Annotated in this window: 19 protein-coding genes; 6 read left to right on the forward strand and 13 right to left on the reverse strand. The window is 70.0% G+C overall.

What is annotated here, in order from left to right:
• Positions 1–176: 176 nt before the first annotated feature.
• The 4 genes from hpt to dacB all read right to left on the reverse strand — a co-directional run bounded on the left by hpt (position 177) and on the right by dacB (position 4,587).
• A complete protein-coding gene (gene hpt / locus ACIBVN_RS06810; RefSeq protein WP_397133467.1) occupies positions 177–728 on the reverse strand; it encodes a hypoxanthine phosphoribosyltransferase in 552 nt (183 codons plus the stop codon).
• A gap of 10 nt (positions 729–738) precedes the next feature.
• Positions 739–1,743 (reverse strand): tRNA lysidine(34) synthetase TilS, encoded by a 1,005-nt coding sequence (gene tilS / locus ACIBVN_RS06815; protein ID WP_397133469.1) that lies wholly within the window; start codon positions 1,741–1,743, stop codon positions 739–741.
• A gap of 185 nt (positions 1,744–1,928) precedes the next feature.
• Positions 1,929–3,005, reverse strand: coding sequence for a zinc-dependent metalloprotease (locus ACIBVN_RS06820; protein ID WP_397133908.1), 1,077 nt, complete (start codon positions 3,003–3,005; stop codon positions 1,929–1,931).
• A 160-nt stretch (positions 3,006–3,165) separates the two neighbouring features.
• Positions 3,166–4,587 (reverse strand): D-alanyl-D-alanine carboxypeptidase/D-alanyl-D-alanine-endopeptidase, encoded by a 1,422-nt coding sequence (dacB, locus tag ACIBVN_RS06825; protein WP_397133471.1) that lies wholly within the window; start codon positions 4,585–4,587, stop codon positions 3,166–3,168.
• Positions 4,588–4,724: 137 nt separating this feature from the next.
• Between dacB and ACIBVN_RS06830 the strand changes: the two genes are divergently transcribed.
• On the forward strand, positions 4,725–5,216 hold the full coding sequence (locus tag ACIBVN_RS06830; RefSeq protein WP_349447486.1) for an inorganic diphosphatase: 492 nt from the start codon (positions 4,725–4,727) through the stop codon (positions 5,214–5,216).
• 9 nt (positions 5,217–5,225) lie between these two features.
• On the opposite strand, the gene ACIBVN_RS06835 is transcribed toward ACIBVN_RS06830, so the two are convergent.
• From ACIBVN_RS06835 to ACIBVN_RS06850, 4 genes are all read right to left on the reverse strand, one after another.
• Complete coding sequence (locus ACIBVN_RS06835) at positions 5,226–6,293, reverse strand: NlpC/P60 family protein (RefSeq protein WP_397133474.1); 1,068 nt, start codon at positions 6,291–6,293, stop codon at positions 5,226–5,228.
• 159 nt (positions 6,294–6,452) lie between these two features.
• Positions 6,453–7,865, reverse strand: a complete 1,413-nt coding sequence (locus tag ACIBVN_RS06840) for a hypothetical protein (RefSeq protein WP_397133476.1) — start codon at positions 7,863–7,865, stop codon at positions 6,453–6,455.
• Between the two features lie 83 nt (positions 7,866–7,948).
• Complete coding sequence (locus ACIBVN_RS06845) at positions 7,949–8,758, reverse strand: hypothetical protein (RefSeq protein ID WP_397133478.1); 810 nt, start codon at positions 8,756–8,758, stop codon at positions 7,949–7,951.
• A 64-nt stretch (positions 8,759–8,822) separates the two neighbouring features.
• Complete coding sequence (locus tag ACIBVN_RS06850) at positions 8,823–10,433, reverse strand: ABC-F family ATP-binding cassette domain-containing protein (RefSeq protein ID WP_397133910.1); 1,611 nt, start codon at positions 10,431–10,433, stop codon at positions 8,823–8,825.
• Positions 10,434–10,609: 176 nt separating this feature from the next.
• Between ACIBVN_RS06850 and ACIBVN_RS06855 the strand changes: the two genes are divergently transcribed.
• The 5 genes from ACIBVN_RS06855 (at position 10,610) to ACIBVN_RS06875 (ending at position 15,096) form a co-directional block, all read left to right on the forward strand.
• The gene (locus ACIBVN_RS06855) at positions 10,610–11,779 is read left to right on the forward strand and encodes a DUF4185 domain-containing protein (RefSeq protein WP_397133480.1); all 1,170 of its coding nucleotides are present in this window, start codon (positions 10,610–10,612) and stop codon (positions 11,777–11,779) included.
• The gene (locus ACIBVN_RS06860) at positions 11,776–12,789 is read left to right on the forward strand and encodes a DUF4432 family protein (protein ID WP_397133482.1); all 1,014 of its coding nucleotides are present in this window, start codon (positions 11,776–11,778) and stop codon (positions 12,787–12,789) included. Before ACIBVN_RS06855 ends, ACIBVN_RS06860 begins: the two co-directional genes overlap by 4 nt.
• Positions 12,786–13,631: an SDR family NAD(P)-dependent oxidoreductase gene (locus ACIBVN_RS06865; RefSeq protein WP_397133484.1), complete on the forward strand. Its 846-nt coding sequence runs from the start codon at positions 12,786–12,788 to the stop codon at positions 13,629–13,631. Before ACIBVN_RS06860 ends, ACIBVN_RS06865 begins: the two co-directional genes overlap by 4 nt.
• A 155-nt stretch (positions 13,632–13,786) precedes the next feature.
• On the forward strand, positions 13,787–14,206 hold the full coding sequence (locus ACIBVN_RS06870) for a peptidase inhibitor family I36 protein (protein ID WP_397133486.1): 420 nt from the start codon (positions 13,787–13,789) through the stop codon (positions 14,204–14,206).
• Complete coding sequence (locus tag ACIBVN_RS06875; RefSeq protein WP_397133488.1) at positions 14,197–15,096, forward strand: hypothetical protein; 900 nt, start codon at positions 14,197–14,199, stop codon at positions 15,094–15,096. The genes ACIBVN_RS06870 and ACIBVN_RS06875 overlap by 10 nt, the downstream gene beginning before the upstream one ends.
• On the opposite strand, the gene ACIBVN_RS06880 is transcribed toward ACIBVN_RS06875, so the two are convergent.
• The 5 genes from ACIBVN_RS06880 to ACIBVN_RS06900 are packed head-to-tail and all read right to left on the reverse strand — an operon-like array spanning position 15,055 to position 22,374.
• Entirely contained in the window at positions 15,055–16,491 is a 1,437-nt protein-coding gene (locus ACIBVN_RS06880; protein ID WP_397133490.1) for a S10 family peptidase, read from the reverse strand. The two genes, ACIBVN_RS06875 and ACIBVN_RS06880, sit on opposite strands and share 42 nt — an antisense overlap.
• A 9-nt stretch (positions 16,492–16,500) precedes the next feature.
• Positions 16,501–17,733, reverse strand: a complete 1,233-nt coding sequence (locus ACIBVN_RS06885) for an enolase C-terminal domain-like protein (protein ID WP_397133492.1) — start codon at positions 17,731–17,733, stop codon at positions 16,501–16,503.
• Entirely contained in the window at positions 17,730–20,732 is a 3,003-nt protein-coding gene (locus tag ACIBVN_RS06890) for a glycoside hydrolase family 38 C-terminal domain-containing protein (protein ID WP_397133494.1), read from the reverse strand. The genes ACIBVN_RS06885 and ACIBVN_RS06890 overlap by 4 nt, the downstream gene beginning before the upstream one ends.
• Complete coding sequence (locus tag ACIBVN_RS06895) at positions 20,732–21,541, reverse strand: carbohydrate ABC transporter permease (protein WP_397133496.1); 810 nt, start codon at positions 21,539–21,541, stop codon at positions 20,732–20,734. Before ACIBVN_RS06895 ends, ACIBVN_RS06890 begins: the two co-directional genes overlap by 1 nt.
• Positions 21,538–22,374: a carbohydrate ABC transporter permease gene (locus tag ACIBVN_RS06900; RefSeq protein WP_397133498.1), complete on the reverse strand. Its 837-nt coding sequence runs from the start codon at positions 22,372–22,374 to the stop codon at positions 21,538–21,540. Before ACIBVN_RS06900 ends, ACIBVN_RS06895 begins: the two co-directional genes overlap by 4 nt.
• Between the last annotated feature and the right edge of the window lie 14 nt (positions 22,375–22,388).

Raw genomic sequence — 22,388 nt, forward strand, 5'->3', positions numbered from 1 at the left:
CCGGGGCCGCGGCATCCGACACCGCGACTTCTGACTACCCGAAGGCGACACGCGGTCACCCTCCAGGAGTCTGAAGGTACACCGGCAGAGCGCACGGGGGGACCCGCCCGCTGCACCGGCCTTGCCCTATCAACGTACGTCACGTTGTGCGGTGTTCCCGGCCGTGTTCCAGATTGCTACTTGTAAACGTGTGGGGCCAGAGTGCCGATGAACGGCAGATTGCGGTATCGCTCGGAGTAGTCCAGCCCGTATCCGATGACGAACTCGTTGGGAATGTCGAAGCCCACGTATTTCACCTCGATGGGCACCTTCACCGCGTCCGGTTTCCGCAGCGCGGTGCAGATCTCCAGCGACGCCGGATTGCGCGACTTCAGGTTTTCCAGCAACCAGTGCAAGGTCAGTCCTGAGTCGATGATGTCCTCGACGATCAGCACGTGGCGGCCCATGATGTCGGTGTCGAGGTCTTTCAGCACGCGCACGACGCCGGACGACTTGGTGCCCGCCCCGTACGACGACACCGCCATCCAGTCCATCTGCACGGGCACGTGCAGGGCCCTGGCCAGGTCGGCCATCACCATGACGGCGCCCTTCAGCACGCCCACGAGCAGCAAATCTTTACCCGCGTAGTCCTCGTCGATCCGCCCGGCAAGCTCTTTGATCTTCGCCTGGAGCTCGTCCTCGGGAATGAGGACCTTTTCCAGGTCATTGCCCATGTCGGCAGCGTCCACCTGTGGTTCCTTATGCGATGGGACTGATGGCGACTATCAGGGTCCCATACCGCCGCACGGCGGACAGACCCCCCGGTAGGTCCACGGCCTTCTGCCCATGCCACCGCGTGACCAGCCGGTCCACGGCCAGGATATGAGTGGCGGACAGAGCGCCCGAGGGTGCCCCCGCCGCAATGGCCGCCCGCCGCAAAACCCTCCGCCTGACGGCGTCGGGGAGCTTTTCCAACTCCGGCACGGCCAGCGTCACCGATCCCGGAATATCGCTAAGAGCGCAATTCTGGTACGCCGATTCGGCCCACTGATCGAGGGCATCGGCGTCTTCGCGGGCCATCCTGGCGGTCCTGGCGAGTGCCTCGGCCACTCCCGGGCCGAGCTCCGCCTCCAGCACCGGCAGGACCCTGTTTCTGACGCGGACCCTGGTGTAGCGGGGGTCCTCGTTGTGCGGGTCGTCCCAGGGGACGAGACCCATGGCCTGGCAGGCTCTGACGGTGGTGGCTCTCGGGAGCTCGAGGAACGGCCTCCGGTAGCGGCCGCTGCGGGCCGCCATCCCGGACAGCGACCTGACGCCGCTCCCCCTGGCCAGCCCCAGCAGCACGGTCTCCGCCTGGTCGTCCCTGGTGTGGCCGAGCAGGACCACCTGCGCCCGGTGCTTGTCGGCCGCCTCCGCCAGCGCCTGATAACGGGCCTCCCGCGCCGCCGCCTCGGGGCCGCCCTCGGTGCCCACCGTCACGGTGAGGACCTCGGCGGGGTGCAGGTCCAGCCGGGTCTCCCCGATGTCCGCGACCGTTCGCGCCCGCTGGGCCGAGCCCGGCTGGAGCTGGTGGTCCACGGTGAGCAGCCCGGCGCGCAGCCCCATCCTGGGTGCCACGAACCCCAGCGCCGCCGCCAGCGCCAGGGAGTCGGCTCCGCCGCTGCACGCCACCAGGACCAGCGCGCCCTCCTGGACGTCGGCCAGCGCCTCACGCACTGCCCTGCGCACGTCGGCTACGGCTGGATGTGGGCCCACGGGTGCCATTGTCCCGTGCCGCCACACGTCACAACGCCACCCGCACCCCGTCCCGCCGACGCTCCGAGCGGGGCACCGGCCGTACGTGCCTGCACCACCCGACACAGCGCTCCTGGCGCGGAGCGCTGGTCGTGGGTGACGACAGCCGCCCGTCCGGGCCGGCGCGCGGCGCTCCGCGTGGGCGGTGCGGGAGGCTAGGCCGGGAGCGCCGGGGTGCCGATGACGCGGTTGATCCAGGCGTCCGGGTCGGCGATCTCCGGGGTCGTGGGGAGCGTCTCCGGCGAGGTCCAGATGCGGTTGAAGCCATCCATCCCGACCCGGTCCACCACCTTCCGCACGAACGCCGACCCCTCCGCGTACTGCTTCATCTTGAGCTCGATCCCCAGCAGCCGCCGCACCGTGCGGTCGAGCCGGGAGCCGCCCTCACGGCGCTGGGCGAACTTGGCGCGGATCTCGGCCACCGAGGGCACCACGGACGGGCCCACCGCGTCCATGACGTAGTCGCCGTGCCCCTCCACCAGGGTCATCACGGCCGTCAACCGGTCGAGGATCTCCTTCTGGCCGGGTGACTGGATGGCGTCGATGAGGTTGCCCTCGCCGCCGCGCACCACGTCGGCCACCGTGTCGGCGGCGTTGCGGAGGCGTTCGAGCAGCGTGGGCAGGTCGAGGTCGGAGGCGAGCAGGAACTCGGTCATCTGCGACCGGACGTATTCGCGCAGCCACGTCACGCCCGTGAACTGCACCCGGTGCGTCTCCTCGTGGAGGCACACCCACAGGCGGAAGTCGTGGGGGTTGACGCCCAGCTCGCGCTCGGCGTGGACGATGTTGGGGGCGACGAGCGTCAGGCGGCCGGCGGGCTCCTGGCCGGTGGGGTCAGGCGGGAGGAACAGCTCGTACTGGCCCAGAACCCGTGAGGCGAGGAAGGCGAGGACGGCCCCCACCTCCACGCCCGTGATGCGGGAGCCCACGGCCGTGACGATGGCGGGCGGCGGGTTGGGGCCGCTGCCCATGCGCTGCGTGAGCGGCTCGAGCACCACGCGGAAGCCCTCGACGTTCGCCCTGATCCAGCCTGGCCGGTCCACGATGGTCGCGGCCTGCGGCGCGGTCTCTGTATGGATCTTGGTGAAGCTGCGCACGTGGCCCTCGGCCTCGCGTGACAGGGTGCGGAGCTCGGTGACGGCCTGCCTGGCCTCCTCCCGGCTCACCTGAGGACCGGGGCGCACCAGGCGCGTGCCGGTCGTGACGGCCAGATCCCAGTCGATCACCTGCATACCGTCCACCGTACGTGCTCCATGTCCAACCTGCGAAGGAGCGCCGGTGTCTGGACTGAGGAGAGAGGGAGCGAAGCGACCGAACGACGAGGGAAGACACCGGATCCCAGCGACTGAGCCGCGATCCGAAGGATCGCCATAAGCAGGCGAAGGAGCGTCCTCATGACCTCGCCACGATCGCCGCCAGGCGGTCGAGCACGGGCTCGGCGGTGACCGGTACGCGGTCCGCCATGAAGGCGAACGTCACCAGCCGCCCGTCCTTCGTGGTGGCCATGCCCGCCAGCGTGTTGACGTTGTTGAGCGTGCCGGTCTTGGCCCGGACCAGACCGACCTGGCCCCGGCTGTCGCTCCCCGTGAACCGCCGGCCGTTGCCGAGGGTGCCGGAGAAGCCGGCGATCGGCATGCCCGAGGCGATGGCGTGCAGGTTGGGCTGGCTCGCGGAGGAGGACATGGCGATCACCTTGGCCAGGGCGGTGGGGCTGATGCGGTTGCGTGGGGACAGACCGCTGCCGTCGGTGAGGGAGACGCCCTGCGCGACCCCGAGGCGCTGGAGCACCGCGATCACGGCCTTGGCGCCCCCTTCGACCGACGCCTGCTGCCCCTCCTTGATGGCGACGAGCCTGAGCAGCGCCTCGGCCATGTCGTTGTCACTGTGGGTGAGCGTGTGCTCAACCAGGGAGTAGAGGGGCGCCGAGTCCACCCGGCCCAGCTCCGTGGCGCCCGCCGGGGCCTTGCCCGGCCGTACGGACCTGGACACCGTGATGCCCTGCTTGGCCAGCAACTTGGCGAAGGCCGCGGCGGCGTACTGGGGCGGGTTGGAAACCCGGGGCTGCTTGTTGCGCGGGTCCTGGCGGCCTTCGTCCATGGTCAGGGCGTGGACGGGCGCCGCCTCGCCGTCCGGGATGTAGTTCGGCTTCCAGCCGGGAGGGACCGCCGGACCTACAAAGAGGGATGAGTCGTACGAAAGAGCGATTTTTCGAATGTTTTGCGATTTAAGGGTCGCGGCGGTGCGGGCCGCGAGCGTGGCCAGGCTCGCCTGCTTCGGGTACCCCGGCTTCGCCGACGGACCGGCGATCAGCGGGTCGCCGCCCCCGACCAGGACGGCCGTGTCCGGTTTCGGCCCCTGGACGACCCTGGTGGACAGACGGGTGTCCGGCCCCAGGGACGCGAGGGCGACGGCGCAGGTGATGATCTTCGTGGTCGAGGCGGGGACGATCGGGGTGTCGGCGTTGGCGGCGAAGATCCGCTCGCCGGTGACCGCGTCGAGGACCACCGCGCCGACCCGGTTGCCGAGTGCTTCGTCACCCAGCGCGTGGGTGAGCTGCCGCGTCAAAGTACCCTTAGTCGAGAGAGGTCCGTCTCCTGGCTTCACCGAAAGCTGGGCCAGCACTGGCCCCGAGGTGACCACGGGGACGGAGGGAGACCCTTCCGGCGGGGACGCCGTCGGCTTGGTCGGTGGAGACTGCCTCGTCAACGCGCCCAGGCTGAAGTCGGTGGTCATCGCGTAAACGCCGGTGACGATCGTCAGGGCCTGGAGCACGGCGAGAGTGGTAAGCATCAGCCACCGGTCGTGCCGCGCCACGTCGCTGCCCTCTCTCCTTTGTTCGCCTACGAGACATTAACGCCCAGCCGGGGGTGCCCGGGGGCTTGAGTACGGGAGACGATGCCTGACCAGGCACTGACTGGTGAGGCGGAATCAGCCCATGAGAAAGGACCGCGGTGGAGTTCGACGTCGTCGTTGAGATTCCAAAGGGGCAACGGAACAAGTACGAGGTGGACCACGAGACCGGGAAGATCAGGCTCGACCGGCTCCTGTTCACCTCCACGCAGTACCCCGCCGACTACGGCTTCATCGAGCACACCCTCGGGGAGGACGGCGACCCGCTCGACGCGCTGGTGCTGCTGCAGGAGCCGACGTTCCCCGGTTGCTACATCACCTGCCGGGCGGTGGGCATGTTCAGGATGACCGACGAGAAGGGCGGCGACGACAAGGTCCTCTGCGTCCCCTCGACCGACCCGCGGATGCACCACATCCAGGACATCCACCACGTGTCGGAGTTCGACCGGCTGGAGATCCAGCACTTCTTCGAGGTCTACAAGGACCTGGAGCCGGGCAAGTCCGTCGAGGGCGCCAACTGGGTGGGCCGCATCGAGGCCGAGGCCGAGATCGAGCGCTCCTTCCGCCGGGCCAAGGAATCCGGCCATCACTGACCGTCCCCTTCAGCGGGGCCTGGTGGCGCCCACCAGGTCCCCGCGCCAGATCGAGGCCACCCGCACCACGTCGCCGGTCTGCGGGGCGTGCACCATCTGCCCGTCGCCGACGTAGATCCCGACGTGGTGGATGGTGCTCGGATCGTCTTTGACGTGGCCGAAGAAGAGCAGGTCGCCACGTTTCAGCTGCTCCAGCGGCACGTGCGGGCCCGCCGTCCACTGGGTGCCCGTCCAGTGGTCGAGCCGTACGCCCGCTTTCTCCCAGGCCCGCATCGTCAGCCCCGAGCAGTCGTAGGTGTCCGGGCCGGCGGCCGCCCACACGTACGGCTTGCCGAGCTGGGTGAGCGCCCAGTTGGCCGCCACGTCCCCCATGGCCGAGCCCCCCGAGACCATCCCCCCTGACAGCGACGCGGCCCGCTGCCGGGCCAGCAGCTTCGCGCGGCTGCGCGCCTTGTCCACCTCGTGGCGCAGGACCTCCGTACGCGCCCTGAGCTCCCTCGTCTCCTCCTGCTGCCTGGCAACGGCGGCCTCGGCGGCGCTCTTGGCCGTTTCGGCGCGCTCCGAGGCGGCCTCCTGGGCGGCGTAGGCGTTCGCGGCCTGGGTACGCAGGATGGCGGCCACCTTCTGGCTGTCGTCCATCCTGCTGAGGATCGCCGCCCGCTCGCCCCAGAGCTGCGCGAGCACCCCTGCCCTGTGCAGGGCTCCCTCAGTGCCGCCCTGGTCGAAGATCATGCCGATGACCGGCGCCATCGGGGTCTGCCCGCCGTAGCTCTCCGTGGCCAGGAGCGCGACCTCCTGCCTCACCCGCTCGACCTCCGCGTCGGCCGCCGCCAGACGCGCACTGGCCTGCGCGTACAACTCCTCGGCCTGCCGGAGCCGCACCAGCTCGCCGTTGTAGGCCTCCACCAGCCGCTCCACCTCGGCCGCCAGCCCGTCCAGCTGCGACTGCGCCGTGACCAGCTCGGCGGTGGCCGCTCCCAGCTCCTTCGAACGCTCACGTGCGGACTGACGGGCCTTCTTCACCTCCCGCGAGGAGGGGGCGGGCTCGGCCTCGGCGGGCGGGCACAGGGCGACCATCAGGCAACACGCGAGAAGCCCTGTCCGAAATGCACGCATCAGTCCCCCCGGAAACACGTGGCTACTCTATGCACACGGTTCCCAGTGGGCTGCTTACGTAACGTAGTCGGCGAAGGCTCGTTCCCTCCGGTGGAGGGGGCCGTTCAGAGCTCGGGGAACTCAGCCCGTCGTGCTGGGCAAGGGTGTCTCCGTGGGGGCGGCCGTCTGCGTGGGCGTCTCGGCGGGGGTGGTGGTAGGAGGCGGCGGCGTCGCGGTGGGCGTGCGGGTCGGCGTGGGGCAGGGAGTGCGGGTGCGGGGCCCCGGCGAGTGCTCGGGCGGCGAGTGCTGGGGCGGCGGGGTCTGCGTAGGAGGCGGTACGTACGTGGAAGGCGGGGCCTGCGACGTAGGCGGCTCCCCATGCGGCTGGGACTGGGGCGGCCCGGAAGACGGGGGCGTGCCCCGGGCCGGCGTCGTCTGGACCGCGTTGTTGACCGGCACGACGGGCGGCACGAGCATCGGACCGCCGGTCACGCCGATCGGGTGCGTGGCCGTGCTGTGCAGGACCGGCTCCCCGGTCACCGGGACGTCCGGCGGCTCCGAGCGCCAGGGCAACTGGATGCCGGGCGGCTGGCCCGTCGCGGGGAACGCGGCCGTCGCCACGCCGGACACTCCGCCGCTCCCCCCGCCGAGCTGCTGGAAGATCACCACTATCGCCACCACGGTCGCGACCGCCGCCAGCGCGCCCGCCAGCGCCTTAGGCCACCCCTGAACGGCCTGGTCCGCGGAGACGGGAAATCCGGCGGCGCCCAGGGCAGCCGTGCGCCTGGCGACGTAACGGCGGTAGGGCAGCAGCTCCGGGTCGACGAAGCAGCTCATCACCCGGATGCGGAGCGAGTCGGGCAGCGCCTCCTCGGGCAGCAGCTCGAAGACCTTGGCGGCCGACACCTCGCGAAGGCGGTGCGGCGCGCAGATCTCGCACCGCGGCAGGTGCCTGACCAGCCGCTCGCGCATCTCCTGGGTCAGCTCGCCGGAGAACCCGGCCAGCATCGCGGCCCGCCGCGGGCAGTCGTACGGGCCCTTCCTGGCGAGGATCTCGGCAGTGATCGCGTCGCGCAGGCGCTCGCGGGCCTCCTCCAGGGGCTGCTCGACCTGCCGCGTCCCGAGCACCAGGGCCAGCTCGGCGGCGGGCAGCGAGTGCCGGTGCGTGAGCGCCAGCACCTCGCGGTCGGCGACGGGCAGGCTCTGGACGGCGTTCCAGGCCATGACCCGCAGGTCGGCGTCGGCCGGGTCGTCCAGGGGCGGCGCCTCGGCCAGCACCTCGGCGGCGCCCGGCGGCGCGGCGGCCCTGCGGCGCAGGCACTCCACGCGGGCCAGCGCGAAGAGCCAGGCGCGCAGCAGGTCCGGGTCGGCCAGCGCCCCCGCGTGCGCCTCGGCGGCGATCAGCGTGTCGCGGAGCGCCACCTGGGCGCTGTCGGCGTTCAGGAGGAGGGACCAGCAGTAGCGGTAGATGCTCTCCGCGTACGTGTCATAGAGCGCGGCGAGCGCACCTGGGTCACGGGCGCGAAGTGCTTCGACCAGGACGCGGTCATTCATATGACCGAAGGTAATTGATTCGTAACTAGTAGTTCTACCTGTTTCAGCCTACGGCATAGCAACGCCTTTGAATTTGGCGTGAATTATTGCTTATGTTCAGAGACGACCTGTGTGCTCCGATCCACCGCGAAAGGCTCGGTCACCGGCTTGACCGTGTGGATCGGCACGGCGCCGCCGAGCGCCAGATCCTCGTAGGGACGGCCGGTGGACCCCCAGGTCCTGGCCGTGATGTCGGTCCTCGCCACGCTGGACCCGGCCGGCAGACCGGAAACAGTGAGAATGAATCGCGGCGGACTGCCCGCTTTGACGTCGTCCACGAACGTGCTGCCGCCACCGAGGAGTTTGCCCGCTTTGTCGCGCAGCAACGCGTTCACGACCAGACTGCCGGCCGCCATTTGATATGGATTACCGACATATCCGGTAATAAGGTATGAGCCGTCTTTCTGGCGCAGAGTCTGGCTCCGGGTAATGGGAAAGCTCTGGAACGCCGAGGGAATGCGCGTCGCCATCCGCCAGCGCGCGGGACGGTACTGGATCGTCACCTTCTCCGGCTTCTCCGCGGCAGTGGCTTGGCCGGTGAAGGACAACGAGCCGCCCGGCGGCACGGCGTCGAGCGGCTGGTCCATCCTGACCACTTCGGCGCCCTTGGCGTCGTGCCCGACGATCGTGGCCACCACGTGCTCGCCGAAGTGCCACGGGTTGGCGTTGTTGAGCACGCCTGCCCAGCTGACGGCGTACCCGTCGGCGGATTTGACGATGCTCGAGACCTGTTCCTTGAGCGCGAGGGGCTTGAGCTCTTGTGCTGGTCGTTTCTCGCTGGAGCACCCGGAGAGGCAGATTGCCCCGAGTGCCCCGAGTGCGAGCAGGCTGGCGGTTCGGCTACGCGGGATCACTTTGCCGTGATAACCCGTGCATGGGCACGGATGGCAGGTGACACGCGCCGGGCGTACCAACTCTTTAACGGGGACGGGCGACCCTGGCCTCGTCCCAGACCGGGTCCGGCGACTCGTAGACCGTGCCGTCGGAGCCGAAGACCAGGTAGCGGTCGAAGTCGGCGGCGAACCAGCGGTCGTGGGTGACCGCCAGCACCGTGCCGTCGAACGCGTCCAGCCCCGCCTGCAGCGCCTCGGCGCTGGCCAGGTCGAGGTTGTCGGTCGGCTCGTCGAGCAGCAGCAACGTGGCCCCGGACAGCTCGAGCAGCAGGATCTGCAGCCGTGCCTGCTGGCCGCCCGAGAGCGAGTCGAACCGCTGCTCGGCGGTGCGCCCCGCCAGCTCGTAGCGGGCCAGCGTCTTCATCGCCTCGTTCTTGAGCTTGGCGTGCTCGGTCATGACGATCTCGACCGGGGTGCGGCCGAGCAGGTCCGGCCTGGCGTGGGTCTGGGCGAAGTGGCCAGGGACCACGCGGGCGCCGAGCCTGGCGACGCCGTCGTGGGCGATCGGCTCCCCGGCCAGCAGGCGCAGGAAGTGGGACTTGCCCGAGCCGTTGGAGCCGAGGACCGCGACGCGCTCGCCGTACCAGACCTCGAGGTCGAACGGGCGCATGAGCCCGGTGAGCTCCAGCCCCTCGCAGATGACCGCGCGCTTGCCGGTGCGTCCGCCGCGCAGGCGCATCTTGATGTTCTGATCGCTCGGGGCCACCTCGGGCGGCCCTGCCTCCACGAACTTGCGCAGCCGCGTCTGGGCGGCGTGGTAGGCGGCGGCCATGCCGTCGTTGTACCTGGCTTTGTTCTTGAGCATGTTGACCAGGGCCTTGAGCTTGGCGTGCTCCTCGTCCCAGCGCCTGCGCAGCTCGTCGAGGCGCTCGTTACGGGCCTTGCGGGCCTCGGCGTACGTGGCGAACCCGCCGCCGTGGATCCAGATGTTGCCGGACTCGACGGTCACGATGCGGTCGGCCGCGTTCGCCAGGAGCTGGCGGTCGTGGCTGACCAGCAGCACGGTCTTGGGCGTCTCCCTGAGCTGCTGCTCCAGCCACTCCTTGCCGGGGACGTCGAGGTAGTTGTCGGGCTCGTCCAGCAGCAGCGTCTGGTCGGGGCCGCGCAGCAGCGCCTCCAGGACGAGCCGCTTCTGCTCGCCGCCGGACAGCGTGGCCACGTCCCGATATTTCACCCTTTCGTACGGGACACCGAGCGCGGCCACCGTGCAGGTGTCCCACAACACCTCGATGTCGTAGCCACCCGCGTCGGTGTAGTCGCTGATCGCCTGCGCGTAGCGCATCTGCGTCTTCTCGTCGTCGCGCTCCATCATGGCCAGCTCGGCCTCGTCGAGCCGCTCGGCCGCCCGGCGCACGGCCGGCGGGGCGACGCCGAGCAGCAGGTCGCGCACGCTGCTGCCGTCGCGCACGCTGCCGACGAACTGCCGCATCACGCCCAGCCCGCCGGAGCTGGCCACGCTGCCGTCGACCGGCTGGAGGTCGCCGGCGATCAGCCGCATGAGCGTGGTCTTGCCCGCGCCGTTGGGCCCGACGAGCGCAGCCTTGACGCCTTCACCGATCCTGAAGGACACGTCGTTGAGCAGGGGCCGCCCGTCGGGCAGCACGTACGTGAGATGTCCTACTTCGACGTGGCCCATCCCGGCAGGGTAGCCGCCCCGTTCGGGCGCGGTCATCACATTTTCCGCGTCGCGCAGGGCCGCCGCCGACCCCGAGCCGCCAACAATCCGTCTTGGTCGAGTGTGAGAGGGGCCCTAGACAGTAAGTGATCTAATGACTAGAACTGTAGGGAACTTCCCTCCCCCAAGGACCGGTGATGACGCGATTCCGCTCCGCCTTAGCACCCCTCGCCATCGCGTTGGTCGGCCTGACGGCCGCGCCGCAGCACGCCTGGGCCGCCCCACCCAAGCCCGTCCCGTCGGTGGTGCAACAGCAGCAGCAGCAGGCCACGCCGGCCGCCGCCTGTGCCCCGACGGTCAAGGGAACCACGACCAACGCCCGGCTGACCAGCCTCTTCACCAACTACGGCAACGACAACAGCCGGGTGGACGACTGGACGGGCGCCGATGGCACGTACTCGGTCAAACTGCCGAGCGGCAGAGAGCTGTGGATCTTCTCCGACACGTTCCTCGGCCGGGTCAACCCCGGCGGCTCGCGCCCACCCGTGGTCGGGGAGGGCGGCGACACGGTGTTCCTCAACAACTCCTTCGCCGTGGAGAGCGGCGGCAGGCTGTCCACGATCCACGACGGCACCGTGCAGAAGCCGACCGCCGTGATGCCCCCGCGCGACAAGAACCACTGGTTCTGGGCCGGTGACGCGACGGTGGCCGGCGGGATCGTGGAGGTCACCTACCAGGAGTACGAGCGGTACGGCACCGGCGCCTGGGACTGGCGCTGGCACCGTAACGTGCTGGCCAGGTTCGCCCCTGGCCGGCTGAACAAGCCGATCAGCGTGACCGACCTGCCGTCCGCGCACGGCATCTCCTGGGCCTCCGCCATTCTCAAGGACGGCGGATACACCTACGTCTACGGCGTCGAGGACCTCGGCTCCCCCAAGTACATGCACGTCGCCAGGGTGCGGGGGCAGAGCCTGCTGGGCACGTGGGAGTACCTCAAGGCCGACGGCACCTGGTCGGCGAGCGAGGCCGACTCGGCGCGGATCATGAGCGGGGTGGCGAACGAGTACAGCGTCACCAAGGTCGGATCTGGATATGTCCTGATCACGCATGACACGACCGAGGTGCTCAGCCCGAACATCGTGGCCTACAGCTCCTGCTCCCCGGCCGGACCGTTCACCGGCAAGCAGCACGTCTACAAGACCCCGGAGACCGCCGGGAACATCTTCACGTACAACGCCCACGCACACCCCGAGGTGTCCGGCAACGGGCTCGTGGTCTCCTACAACGTCAACAGCTTCGTGAACACCGACCACTACCGGGACGTGACCATCTACCGGCCGAGATTTCTGGATGTGACCTTCCAGTGAGGCGTAACTGGGCGGCTCGCCTGCGGCACGTCACGATCGACGGGCTGCGGGCGGTCGTGCTGGAGAACGAGCGGCTGCGCGTGACCGTCGTGCCGGACAAGGGCGGCGACGTGGTGGAGTTCCTGTACAAGCCCACCGACACGGACTTCGTCTGGCTCTCCCCGCAGGGCCTGCGCAACCCGCACGACCACCTCCAGGGCGCGGCCGACGACGTCGCCCAGTTCGTCGACCACTACGAGGGCGGCTGGCAGGAGATCTTCCCCAGCGGCGGCGCGCCGAGCGAGTACCGCGGCGCGCGGCTGGCGCAGCACGGGGAGGTCTCCGGGCTGCCGTGGCAGTGCGAGGTCGTGGCCGACTCGGAGGAGGAGGTCGCGGTACGGCTCAGCGTGCGCACGCGGCGGCTGCCGTACCGGATGGAGAAGGTCTTCAGGCTGCGGTCCGGGACGGCGGCGCTGGAGATCGAGGGCCGGGCCACCAACGAGGCCGACCTCCCGCTGCACGCCATGTGGGGGCAGCACATCGTGTACGGCCTGCCGTTCCTGCGCCCGGGGGCCAGGATCCGGGTGCCGGCCGGCGTCAAGGTCGTTCCCCACGAAAGCGCGATAAATCCGGCGAAAGGCCGCCGGGTGAAAGCAGGCGGCCCCTGGGACTGGCCGAGAGTGCCCGCCGACCAGGGCGGCGAGACCGATCTGAGCGTGGTCCAGGAGCCGGGGGCGCCGAGCGACATCGTCTATCTGACCGGCTTTAACGAGGGTTGGTACGAAATTTCGGGGGATATCGGTATCCGTGTGGAGTGGGATGCGACTCTCCTGCCGTACCTGTGGATGTGGCAGGAGCTCGGCGCGTCCACCGGCTATCCCTGGTGGGGACGGGCGTACACGGTGGGCCTCGAGCCGTTCTCCAGCATGCCGACCGACGGCCTGGCCGCCGCCGTGGCCAACGGCACGGCCCTGACCCTGGACCCGCACGAGACGAAGGTGTTGCGCTTGCGCGCGGAGGTATTGGCATGAGCGAGTTCAGCGGCAAGGTCGCGCTGGTCACGGGCGGCTCGATGGGCATCGGGCGGGCGGTGGTCGACCGGCTGGCCGACGGCGGGGCGTCCGTGGTGTTCTGCGGGGTCGACAAGGACGCGGCGCTCGATACCGGAGCGGCGAGCCTGGGGCGGAGAGCGGCAGCTTGCGTGACCAGCGGAGCCCCGTGCGAGCGCGACCATAGACACGAGAGCGTCACCGGTGTGATCGCCGACGTGCGCAAGGCCGACGAGATGCGGGACCTGGTGGACCTGGCCGTGGCGAAGTACGGCGGGCTCGACATCGTGGTCACCTGCGCGGGCGTGCAGCGCTACGGCACGGTCGAGGACACCCCTGAGGACGTCTGGGACGAGGTGCTCGACATCAACCTCAAGGGCGTCTACCTCGCCTGCAAGGCGGCCATCCCCAAGCTCAGGGCCCGCGGCGGCGGCTCGATCGTGATCATGTCGTCGGTCCAGGCGTTCTCCTCGCAGGCGCAGGTCGCCGCGTACACGGCGAGCAAGGCCGCGCTCAACGGCCTGACCAGGGCCATGGCGCTCGACCACGCCGCCGACGGCATCCGGGTGAACGTGGTCTGCCCTGGCTCGGTGGACACCCCGATGCTGCGCTGGGCCGCGGACCTGTGGCGGGGCGAGTCGTCGCAGGAGGAGCAGATCCAGCAGTGGGGCCGCTCCCACCCGCTGGGCCGCGTGGGCCGGCCCGAGGAGGTGGCGGAGCTGGTGGCGTTCCTGGCGGGGCCGCGCTCGTCGTTCATCACGGGCGCCGAGCACCGCGTGGACGGCGGGCTGCTCGCGCAGAACCCGGCCGCACTCCCCGAATAGCCCACGGATTGCCAAGGTCGCGCACCAAGCTGGCAAGAGTTGCGCCAACGCGACGATCTCCCAGGTCGTGCCGCTGATACCAGTGGTCCTCGGCGTGCCGGGCGAGCAGCCCCTGCACGGACCCTCGAAACGACCCACTGATCGAGGAGAGACCTGTGAGGCTATCCAGAAAGGCGGCCGGCCTCGTCGCCGCGGCCGCGATGCTCACCGCGGTCGCCCCCGCCGGCGCCGCGGTGGCGAGCCCCCGCTCGACCTGTTACGGCGGTCGCGTCTGCCTGTACGCCGGCTTCGACTTCAACCGCGGCCACGCCGACCTCTGGCGCGACTTCATCCAGGACGACTCCGACTTCGCCGACAACAACTGGCTGAACTGGGACTTCACCGATTCCTGGCACGGCATTGACAACGAGACCAGCTCCATCAGGAACCGCATCGGCTGCAGCGCCACTCTCTGGCAGCACCCGGGGTACACCGGCGCGCACAGCACGTTCACGCACGACTCGAACGACGGCTTCCTGGTCAACAACGCCGTCTCCAACAACCGCGCCAGCGCGCTCGATATCTGGTGTCGCTGAACAGCCGGGCCTGGCCGCCGGAAGCCGGCTGCCGCGGACTCCTCGCGGGCATGCTGCTGCTGATCTCCGCCGCCGCCTGCGCCGCCGACGAGCCCGCGCCACGGGCGCCCGTGAAGGGCGTCTCCTCGGTGTCAGAACTGGTGCTGCCGTTCGACGCCTACAAGACCACTCCCGAGCAGCGGGCGATCCTGGGCAACGCCCACAACGACCTCGTCGAACGGTGCATGCGCAAGAAGGGGATCACCATCGACCTGCCCAAGGAAGATCCCGTCACCATCGCCGCGGTGGACCCCGGCAACTCCCGCCGCTACGGCGTCGCCGACACCGTGTCGACCAAGCACTTCGGCTACCACCTGGCCCGCCTGCCCGCTCCCGACACGACCGGCGCCTGGGCGGGCAAGCTCTCCAAGCCGGCCCGCCACCGCCTGTACGGCAACGCCGTCGACCGCGGCTGCCTGGACCGGGCCACGCTCACCCTCGGCAAGGGCGCGCAGAAGGCGGACTGGCCGTGGCTGGCCCTGCAGGACTCGCTCACGCTGGAACAGGCCGCCAAGGACCCGTCCGTGACGGCGGCGGTCAAGCGCTGGCAGTCGTGCATGAGCCAGGCGGGCCACTCGTACCCGGCTCCCGAGGCCGCCATCGCCGACAAGCGCTGGAACCTGGACAAGCCGGCCATCAGCGAGGAGGAGAAGCAGGTCGCGTTCGCGGACACGTCCTGCAAGTGGTCGTCGGGCCTGATCGCCGCCTGGTTCGCGGCCGACGCGGAGCTCCAGCGCACGCTCATCCGGGACAACCCCGAGCGCTTCGCCGCGCTCCGCGCCAACCTCAAGCAGCGCCTGGCCCGCGCGTCAGGTCTGCTGGCCGAGCACGAACGCCGCCAGGTCCGCTGACTGGCGCAGCCTGCTCGGCTCGTGGACGTACATCATGTGGCCTGCCTCGTAGTACCTGAACTCCACGTTCGCGGCCAGCTCCGCGGGCACGGGCAGGTGGGCGAAGGCGTGCTCGGCGGCGTGGTACGGGGTCGCGCCGTCGTGGTAGCCGCAGGCCACATGGACACGCAGGTGCGGGTTCGCCCGCATGGCCGCGGCCAGCTTGTCGACCACCGTGACGTGCGCGCCCTCGAACTCCTTGAACGACCACGGCCACACCCGCGAAGTGAGCACCTCGTACGGCAGGTCGTTGGCGTAGCCCAGCTCGGTACGGAGGTAGTGGTTGAGCGCGGCGCTGTACGGCCCCATGATCGCGTTCATGCTGGGGTCGGCGGTGAAGTGCTCGCGCCCCGAGTCGGGGTCCCAGCCTATGAACCGCCCGTCGAGCCGCCCGACGACCTGGCGGCGCGAGCGCAGCACCTCGGTGAAGAACCGGATGTGCTCGATCCGCAGGTCCACGCGGTCGACGTAGTCCTCGCTCAGCCCGGTCAGCGCGGCGATCGTGGAGACGGCGGCCGAGCGCTCCTCGGCACTGAGGCGGTTGCCTCGCGCCAGCGCCCACAGGTAGTCGCGCTCGGCGAACGCCTCGGCCTCCCGCAGCACGTCGGCCAGCGGCCGGTCCCCATGCAGCCCGTGATAGTGCGCAATAGCGGCATAAGTCGGCAAATAGAGGGCGTAGGACAGGTCGTTGCCCTGGTTGAAATCCCCGGTGATGAAGTCGAGCACCGAGGAGATCAGCATCACGCCGTTGAGGTACATGCCGTACCGCGACTGCAGGTGGTCCGCCAGCCCGGCCGCCCTGATCGTCCCGTACGACTCCCCCGCCAGGAACTTCGGCGACATCCACCGCCCGTTCCTGGTGGCCCACAACCGGATGATCTCCCCGACCGACTCGATGTCGCCGGTGAAGCCGTGGTACGGCTCCGCCTTCTCGCCCTCTGCCGCCCGCGAGTAGCCGGTCGAGACCGGGTCGATGAAGACCAGGTCGCTCACGGCCAGCAGGCTCTCCTCGTTGTCGGCCAGGCCGTAAGGGGGAGGCAGGAGCGAGCCCGCGTCCCCCATCACGACCCGGCGCGGCCCGAGCACACCCAGGTGCAGCCACACGCTGGAAGAGCCGGGGCCGCCGTTGAAGGCGAACGTGACCGGCCGGCTCAGCGGGTCGGCCCCATCAAGCGTGTACGAGGTGACGAACACCTCGGCCTTCGGACGCAGGCCCTCGAACTTGCCGTCGAAGGTCACCTCCTCGCGCAGCACCATGGTGCCGGTGGTGGCGGTGTACGCCTGCCCCGACGGCAGGCTGTGCGAGGTGGTGACAAGGTTGTCAGCCGGAGGGGCCGGCTGGGCAGCTTCAGACATAGCGCCCAATTATGGAGCTACATCGATGGACACGGTGGGGTCGGCGAACCGCTCGTTCGGCACGGTCGCGTACCAGCCGGGCCGCCCGGGATCGCGGTCGTACGGATAGCCCCCGGTCTCCCGGTAGAACTCGGCGTAACGGGCGACCTTCTCCGGATCCAGCCGCACCCCCAGCCCAGGCCCCGACGGGACGGCGATGGCGCCCTCCGAGTACGCCATCTTCCCGCCCTCGATCACGTCGTCCCTGAGCTGGTGGTAGTGCGCGTCGGCGGCGTAGGTCAGGTTCGGCAGCACCGCGCCGAGGTGCAGCATGGTCGCCAGCTGGATGCCCAGCTCCCCTGACGAGTGCACGGCCACCCCGAGCTGGAACGTCTCGCACACGCCCGCCGCCTTCACGCACGGCCTGATGCCGCCCCAGAAGGTCGTGTCCAGCAGCACCACGTCGGCGGCCCTGCGCATGACGTTCGAGGCGAGCTGCTCGAAGTTGACCACGACGGTGTTCGTCGCCAGCGGCACCCTGACCTGCTCGCGGACGGTCCTGAGCCCTTCCAGGCCCCAGACCGGGTCCTCCAGGTAGTCGTTGTTCAGCCCCTCGATGGCCCGGCCGAAACGCAGCCCCTCGGCCACCGACAGCACGGCGTTCGGGTCGTACCTGAGCCGGTCCTCCGGGAACGCCTCGGCCAGCGCCCGGTAGCACTCCAGCTCGTGGTCCGGCGGAAACACGCCGCCCTTGAGCTTGTGCACGGTGAACCCGTGCGCCGCCCTGAGCTCCCTGGTGTGCTCGACGAGCTGCTCGGGCGTGCGGATCTCGCCGTACCCCTTGGCCGCGTACCGGAAGAACAGGTACGAGGCGAACGGCACGGCGTCGCGGATCCGCCCGCCGAGCAGGTCATGCGCGGGCACGCCCAGGTGCTGCCCCATGAGGTCGATGCAGGCGAACTCGATGGCCGCGAGCAGCTGCGTCCTGTTGTTGTAGAGCGAGGCCGTCGGGTTGGCGATCTTGAAGCGCAGCGCCTCGAGCTGGAAGGGGTCATGGTCCTTCAGGTACGGCATCAGCGCCCGGAACGCCGCTTCCGCGCTCTCCCCTCCGCCTCCCATCTCGCCCAGGCCGACCAGCCCGTTGTCGGCCTCGACCTCGACGATCGTGCGGACGAACCTGCCCCAGTGCGCGCCGTTGCTGTGCCGCAGCGGCGCCTCGAGCGGGACCGCGACCGTCGTGGCCCTGATGTCAACGATCTTCACGAACACGTCCCCCAAACAGTGGCCACCCCGCAGGCGGGCAGCCGTACCTTGACCGTCTCGTCCACCACGTCGAGCCCGCGGGCCGCACGCAGCCCGGGCAGGTGGACCGCCACCTCGACCGGCTCTGCCGCCAGCGACTGCAGCCGCACCACGAGCTCGTCCCCCGACCGGCCGAGCGACGTGACCAGCACGTCGGGGTGGTCGACCGACACGTACGTCTCGGTGACGTCGGGGCTGTCGGTGATCAGCGCGCCGACGAACGGCTCGGTCAGCCCCGAGGCCGCGGCCGCGCCGAGCCGCCGGCCGTCGGTCCCGGCAACCGTCGCGGACCCGGCGACATTGAGAGTCGACGCGACCGCGTAGCGGAACGTGGTCTCGCCCTGCTGCTGAGCAGGGAAGTTGGTGTCCCAGATGTTGTTGAGCGCCCACGAGTAGACCGTGCCGTCCTCCTGGTCCAGCGTGGGCGGGAACGGCGCGTACGGCATGTGGATGGTGCCGAGCTGCACCAGCGGCGCCTCCAGCGTGGCCCAGGCGATGGTCAGCTCGGGGTCCTCGAACGCGATCCAGTGCCTGATCGGCAGCATGTACTCGGCCGAGCCCGGCACGCGCGGCACGTCGGGGCCGCCGACGCCGCCGGTCAGCTCCCAGGCGGTGGCCGGGCCGGCGGCGAACGGGAAGGCCAGGAAGACCGCCTCCTTGGCCGGGGTGCCCTGCTTGGCGAGCTGGTAGGTCAGGTCCAGCCTGGGCACGCCGTTGTGCAGCTCGATCGTCGTGCGGATCCAGTCCACGCCCTTGCCGTGCAGCTCCACGACCAGCTTCTCGCCGACGGCCGTGCGCTGGGCCTTGGTGATGGTGGCGCCCTTGCCGATGGCCCGGTCGCCGAGGAGCGTGCGGTCGTGCGCCCCAACGTGTCCCGACAAATGGTTGAAATGTGGGGCGGTGGCGTACTGGTCGTAGACGTACTGGCCGAAGCCGGCCGCCGCATCGTCGTTGACCAGCTCGCGGCCCGCCCGCTTGTCGAAGATCGAGCTGATGTAGCCCTCGCGCACGTCATAGGCCACGCGGTAGAACTCGTTCTCGATCACCCCGCCCAGATCGAGCTCGACCGGCTCGGGCGCCTGGGTCTGCCCCGGCACGACATCGATGCGCGCGTAGGCGTAGCCGGGCAGGTCGGGGACGACCGCGCGCACGTGCCGCCCGATCGGCCGGGTCGGCCAGTCCTCCGGGTGCACGAACTCCTCGTGGTGCGGGAGCGTCTCCCCCGTCCGCGAGTCCACCAGCGCGATCGGCACGTCGATGCCCACCACGTCCCTCGGCAGGAACGTGCGGACGATGTCGGTCCGCACCCATGTGCCCGGGTTGAAGACGGCGAACGAGGCCAGCGCGCCGCCCTCGTCACCCGCTTCCGACAGCGCGGCGGCGAACCTGTGGGTCGCGGCGTGCAGCAAGTCGGCCGCGTCGTCCTGGGCGTCGTAGGCGCCGGACGACTTGCGCGTCCACTGCAGACCGCCCGAGTCGCCCGCCTCCTCGGCGTCCTCCCACGGGTTGGCCGCGCCCCAGGTGTGCTCGTTGAACAGGGCGACCTTGTCGTAGGCCGCGTCGACCTGCTCGGTGGCGTCCACCCCGGCCAGCGTGTGCAGGGTCTCGGCGACCCGTAGCGCCGACTGCGCCCTGCGCACGTAGCCGAGCGGGCGCGCGCCTGAGCCGAGCCCGTCGGCCCACCAGTCGGTCCAGTCGCCCTCGTGCACGGCCAGCCGGTCGTGGTAGCGCTCCTCGACGTGCTCGAAGAAGTCGCTGTTGACGGCCGAGCGCAGGCGCGGGTAGGCCCACTGCTCGTTCCACCGGCGCGCGATCGTGGCGGGCACGATCGAGGGACCCGCGTTGTCGGCGTGCGCGCCCTGCACCCTCAGGTGCAGCACGTCCAGCTCGTACGGCTCCTTGGGCGCGTCGGGCCCCTGCCACCCGAAGGTCCCTGGCCCGTACGGGTACCCCCGCGTGGCCAGTGCGGACAGGTAACGCGGCAGCAGGTCGTCGGCCAGCTCGTACGAGTCGGTCAGGCCGACCGTGTTGCCCTCCATGTACGCCATGCCGTGCGGCGTGTCGGTGAACCAGACGATGACCTCGTTCCCGCTCGGCGCCCGCCAGCGGAACGGCCTGGTCAGCTTGTCACCGCCGTGCAGGTAGGGCACCGAGCGCCCGGCCCAGTTGTGCGCCGCGGCCAGGTAGCGCACACCGGCCGCGTTGAGCGCGTCCACCAGACCGACGACCGCGCCGGGCACGTCGGTGTGCATGGCGGACCTGGTGGCGAATCCGTACCGCTCCTTGAGCTGGGCGGTGAAGCGGAGCTGCCGGTACAGCTCCTCGGTCGAGCACGCCTCCGTGTGGAGCTGGAACGGCAGCGCGGTCACCTCGATCACGCCCTCGCGGGCCTTTTCCGCGAAGGACGCCACCATGTCGGCGGGCCGCGCGTCCAGCCACTTCAGCGCGGGCATCGACGACTCGACCGTCCACCGGAACTTGGCGTCGTCCGGCCAGGACGCGGTCTCCTCGGCCAGCCGCAGCGCCGCGTCGAGGTAGTCGAGGTGGTGGCGGAGCACGGTGCCCTGCGGGTCGGTGTAGCCGATGTCCAGGTGCGAGTGGTGCACGACGAACACGCTCCACTTGCGCTGCGGGGTCACCGTGACCTGCGCGGTGCCGACCACCCCGGCGTCGTCGCGGCTCTCCAGCGTGAACGCGCGCGGCGCGTGCACCTCGGGCACCAGCAGCGTCACGTCGCTGCCCGACGCGCTGTCCACGCCCACCAGCACATGGGTCAGCGGCTCGGTGCTCGACACCCTGACCGCCTGGCGGCCGTCGTGGGTGAACAGCGGCAGCACCGCGACCCGTACCTCCAGCCCGCGCACGCTGATCACCGGTGTCGAGGTGTCGTCCCGCAGCGCCTGCCTGATCCCGTCGTAGTCGGGACTGCCCAGGCTCCGCTGGAGCAACCGGCTCGTCATCAAACACTCCCTAGAGACAGGCCCCTGGCGAAGAGGCGCTGGGTGGCCAGGAACAGCACGACGGTCGGCAGCGAGACGACGAGACCCGCGGCCAGTCCGACGGGCACGGGCGTCCCGGCGTACACGTCGGTCATCAGGCCGGCGATGGCGGTCATCACCGGCCGCACGTCCTCGGTCTGGCTCAGGGTCAGGCCGAAGACGAGGTCGTTCCAGACGAAGGTGAACTCCAGGATGAACACCGCCGTCAGCGCGCTGAGCGAGATCGGCAGGTAGATACCCCAGAAGATGCGCCAGGTGGAGGCGCCGTCCATCCTGGCCGCCTCGAAGATCGAGAATGCCACGCCGGTGTAGAAGTTCCGCAGCACGAACGCGGCCAGCGGCACGCTGATCGCCGTGTAGATGAGGATCATGCCGAGGTGGCTGTCGTACAGGCCGGCGTCGCTGTAGCCCACGAAGAGCGGCACGAGCAACATCTGCGACGGGAAGACCGTGCCGCCGAAGATCAGGATGAACCAGAAGAAGCCGTGGCGGAGCCGGAGCACCACGATCGTGTACCCGGCCAGCGCCCCGATGATCACTCCGAGCAGGGGCGAGACGACGGCGTACAGCGCGGTGCTGGCCAGGCTCTGCGTCAGATTGGCGCCCTCGATGGCCCGCCCGAAGTTCTCGAACAGCGAGAAGTCGAGCGAGGGCACCCACGCGCGGCCCGGATCGTACGAGCCGGCCGGCCGCGAGGCGTTCACGAGCAGCAGGTACGTCGGCCCGAGCCAGAGCAGCCCGAGCACGACGAGAACGGCACGCCGGATCACGAGGCCACCTGCCGCTTGAGGTAGAGGTAGGACGCCAGACCGGTGACGACGGTCAGCATCACCGCCACGGCCGAGCCGTAGCCGTAGTCGCTGGCCACGAACGTCTCCTTGTACATGGTCACCGCGAGTGTCTCGGAGTTGCGCCCCGGACCGCCCTGCGTCAGCACCCACACGATGTCGAACGTCTTCAGGCTGGCCACCAGCGCGAGCCCGACCACGACCGCCGTCAGCGGCCTCATGAGCGGCCAGATGACGAGCCTGAACAGCTGCCAGCCCCCCGCCCCGTCCAGCCGGGCGGCCTCGATCGGCTCCCTCGGGATGGACTGCAGCCCCACCACGAAGAGCAGCATGTTGACGCCGAGCTGCTGCCACGTCCAGACCAGCAGCATCGCGAACGTGTTGGTCGGCGCGTCCTGCAGGAACGCGGTGTCCACGCCGAGCAGCTTGTTGGCGATGCCGTCGTGCGACAGGATCGGGCTCCACACCATGGCGAGGCCCGCCCCGCTCAGCGCGTACGGCAGCAGGAACGGCACCCGGAACCACATGCCGCCCTTGATGTCGTACGACAGCACCGCCACCAGCAGGCCGAGCCCGACGGGCAGCACCATGGTGCCGATGACCCAGATCAGCGTGTTGCGGATCGAGGTGATCAGGGCCGGGTCCTCTAACAGCTTGCCGAAGTTGTGCCCGCCGAGCCACTGGGCCGGCTCGAGTCCGTCGTAGCGGGTGAAGCTGAGGTAGGCCGTCCACAGGAACGGCGCGTAGAGCAGGCCCGCGACCAGGAGCACCGCGGGCGCCACGTATCCGTATCCGAAGCGCCCGAGTATGACCACGCCCCGCGGGGCAA

It is taken from the genome of Nonomuraea sp. NPDC049400, from assembly GCF_044466425.1.
GTDB lineage: Bacteria > Actinomycetota > Actinomycetes > Streptosporangiales > Streptosporangiaceae > Nonomuraea.

Excerpts from the sequence above, each read along its gene's own strand:
- tilS (WP_397133469.1), bottom strand. The coding sequence starts at position 1,743 with ATGGCACCCGTGGGCCCACATCCAGCCGTAGCCGACGTGCGCAGGGCA.
- ACIBVN_RS06820 (WP_397133908.1), bottom strand. The coding sequence starts at position 3,005 with ATGCAGGTGATCGACTGGGATCTGGCCGTCACGACCGGCACGCGCCTG.
- ACIBVN_RS06835 (WP_397133474.1), bottom strand. The coding sequence starts at position 6,293 with ATGGTCGCCCTGTGCCCGCCCGCCGAGGCCGAGCCCGCCCCCTCCTCG.
- ACIBVN_RS06840 (WP_397133476.1), bottom strand. The coding sequence starts at position 7,865 with ATGAATGACCGCGTCCTGGTCGAAGCACTTCGCGCCCGTGACCCAGGT.
- ACIBVN_RS06850 (WP_397133910.1), bottom strand. The coding sequence starts at position 10,433 with ATGGGCCACGTCGAAGTAGGACATCTCACGTACGTGCTGCCCGACGGG.
- ACIBVN_RS06855 (WP_397133480.1), top strand. The coding sequence starts at position 10,610 with ATGACGCGATTCCGCTCCGCCTTAGCACCCCTCGCCATCGCGTTGGTC.
- ACIBVN_RS06865 (WP_397133484.1), top strand. The coding sequence starts at position 12,786 with ATGAGCGAGTTCAGCGGCAAGGTCGCGCTGGTCACGGGCGGCTCGATG.
- ACIBVN_RS06880 (WP_397133490.1), bottom strand. The coding sequence starts at position 16,491 with ATGTCTGAAGCTGCCCAGCCGGCCCCTCCGGCTGACAACCTTGTCACC.
- ACIBVN_RS06890 (WP_397133494.1), bottom strand. The coding sequence starts at position 20,732 with ATGACGAGCCGGTTGCTCCAGCGGAGCCTGGGCAGTCCCGACTACGAC.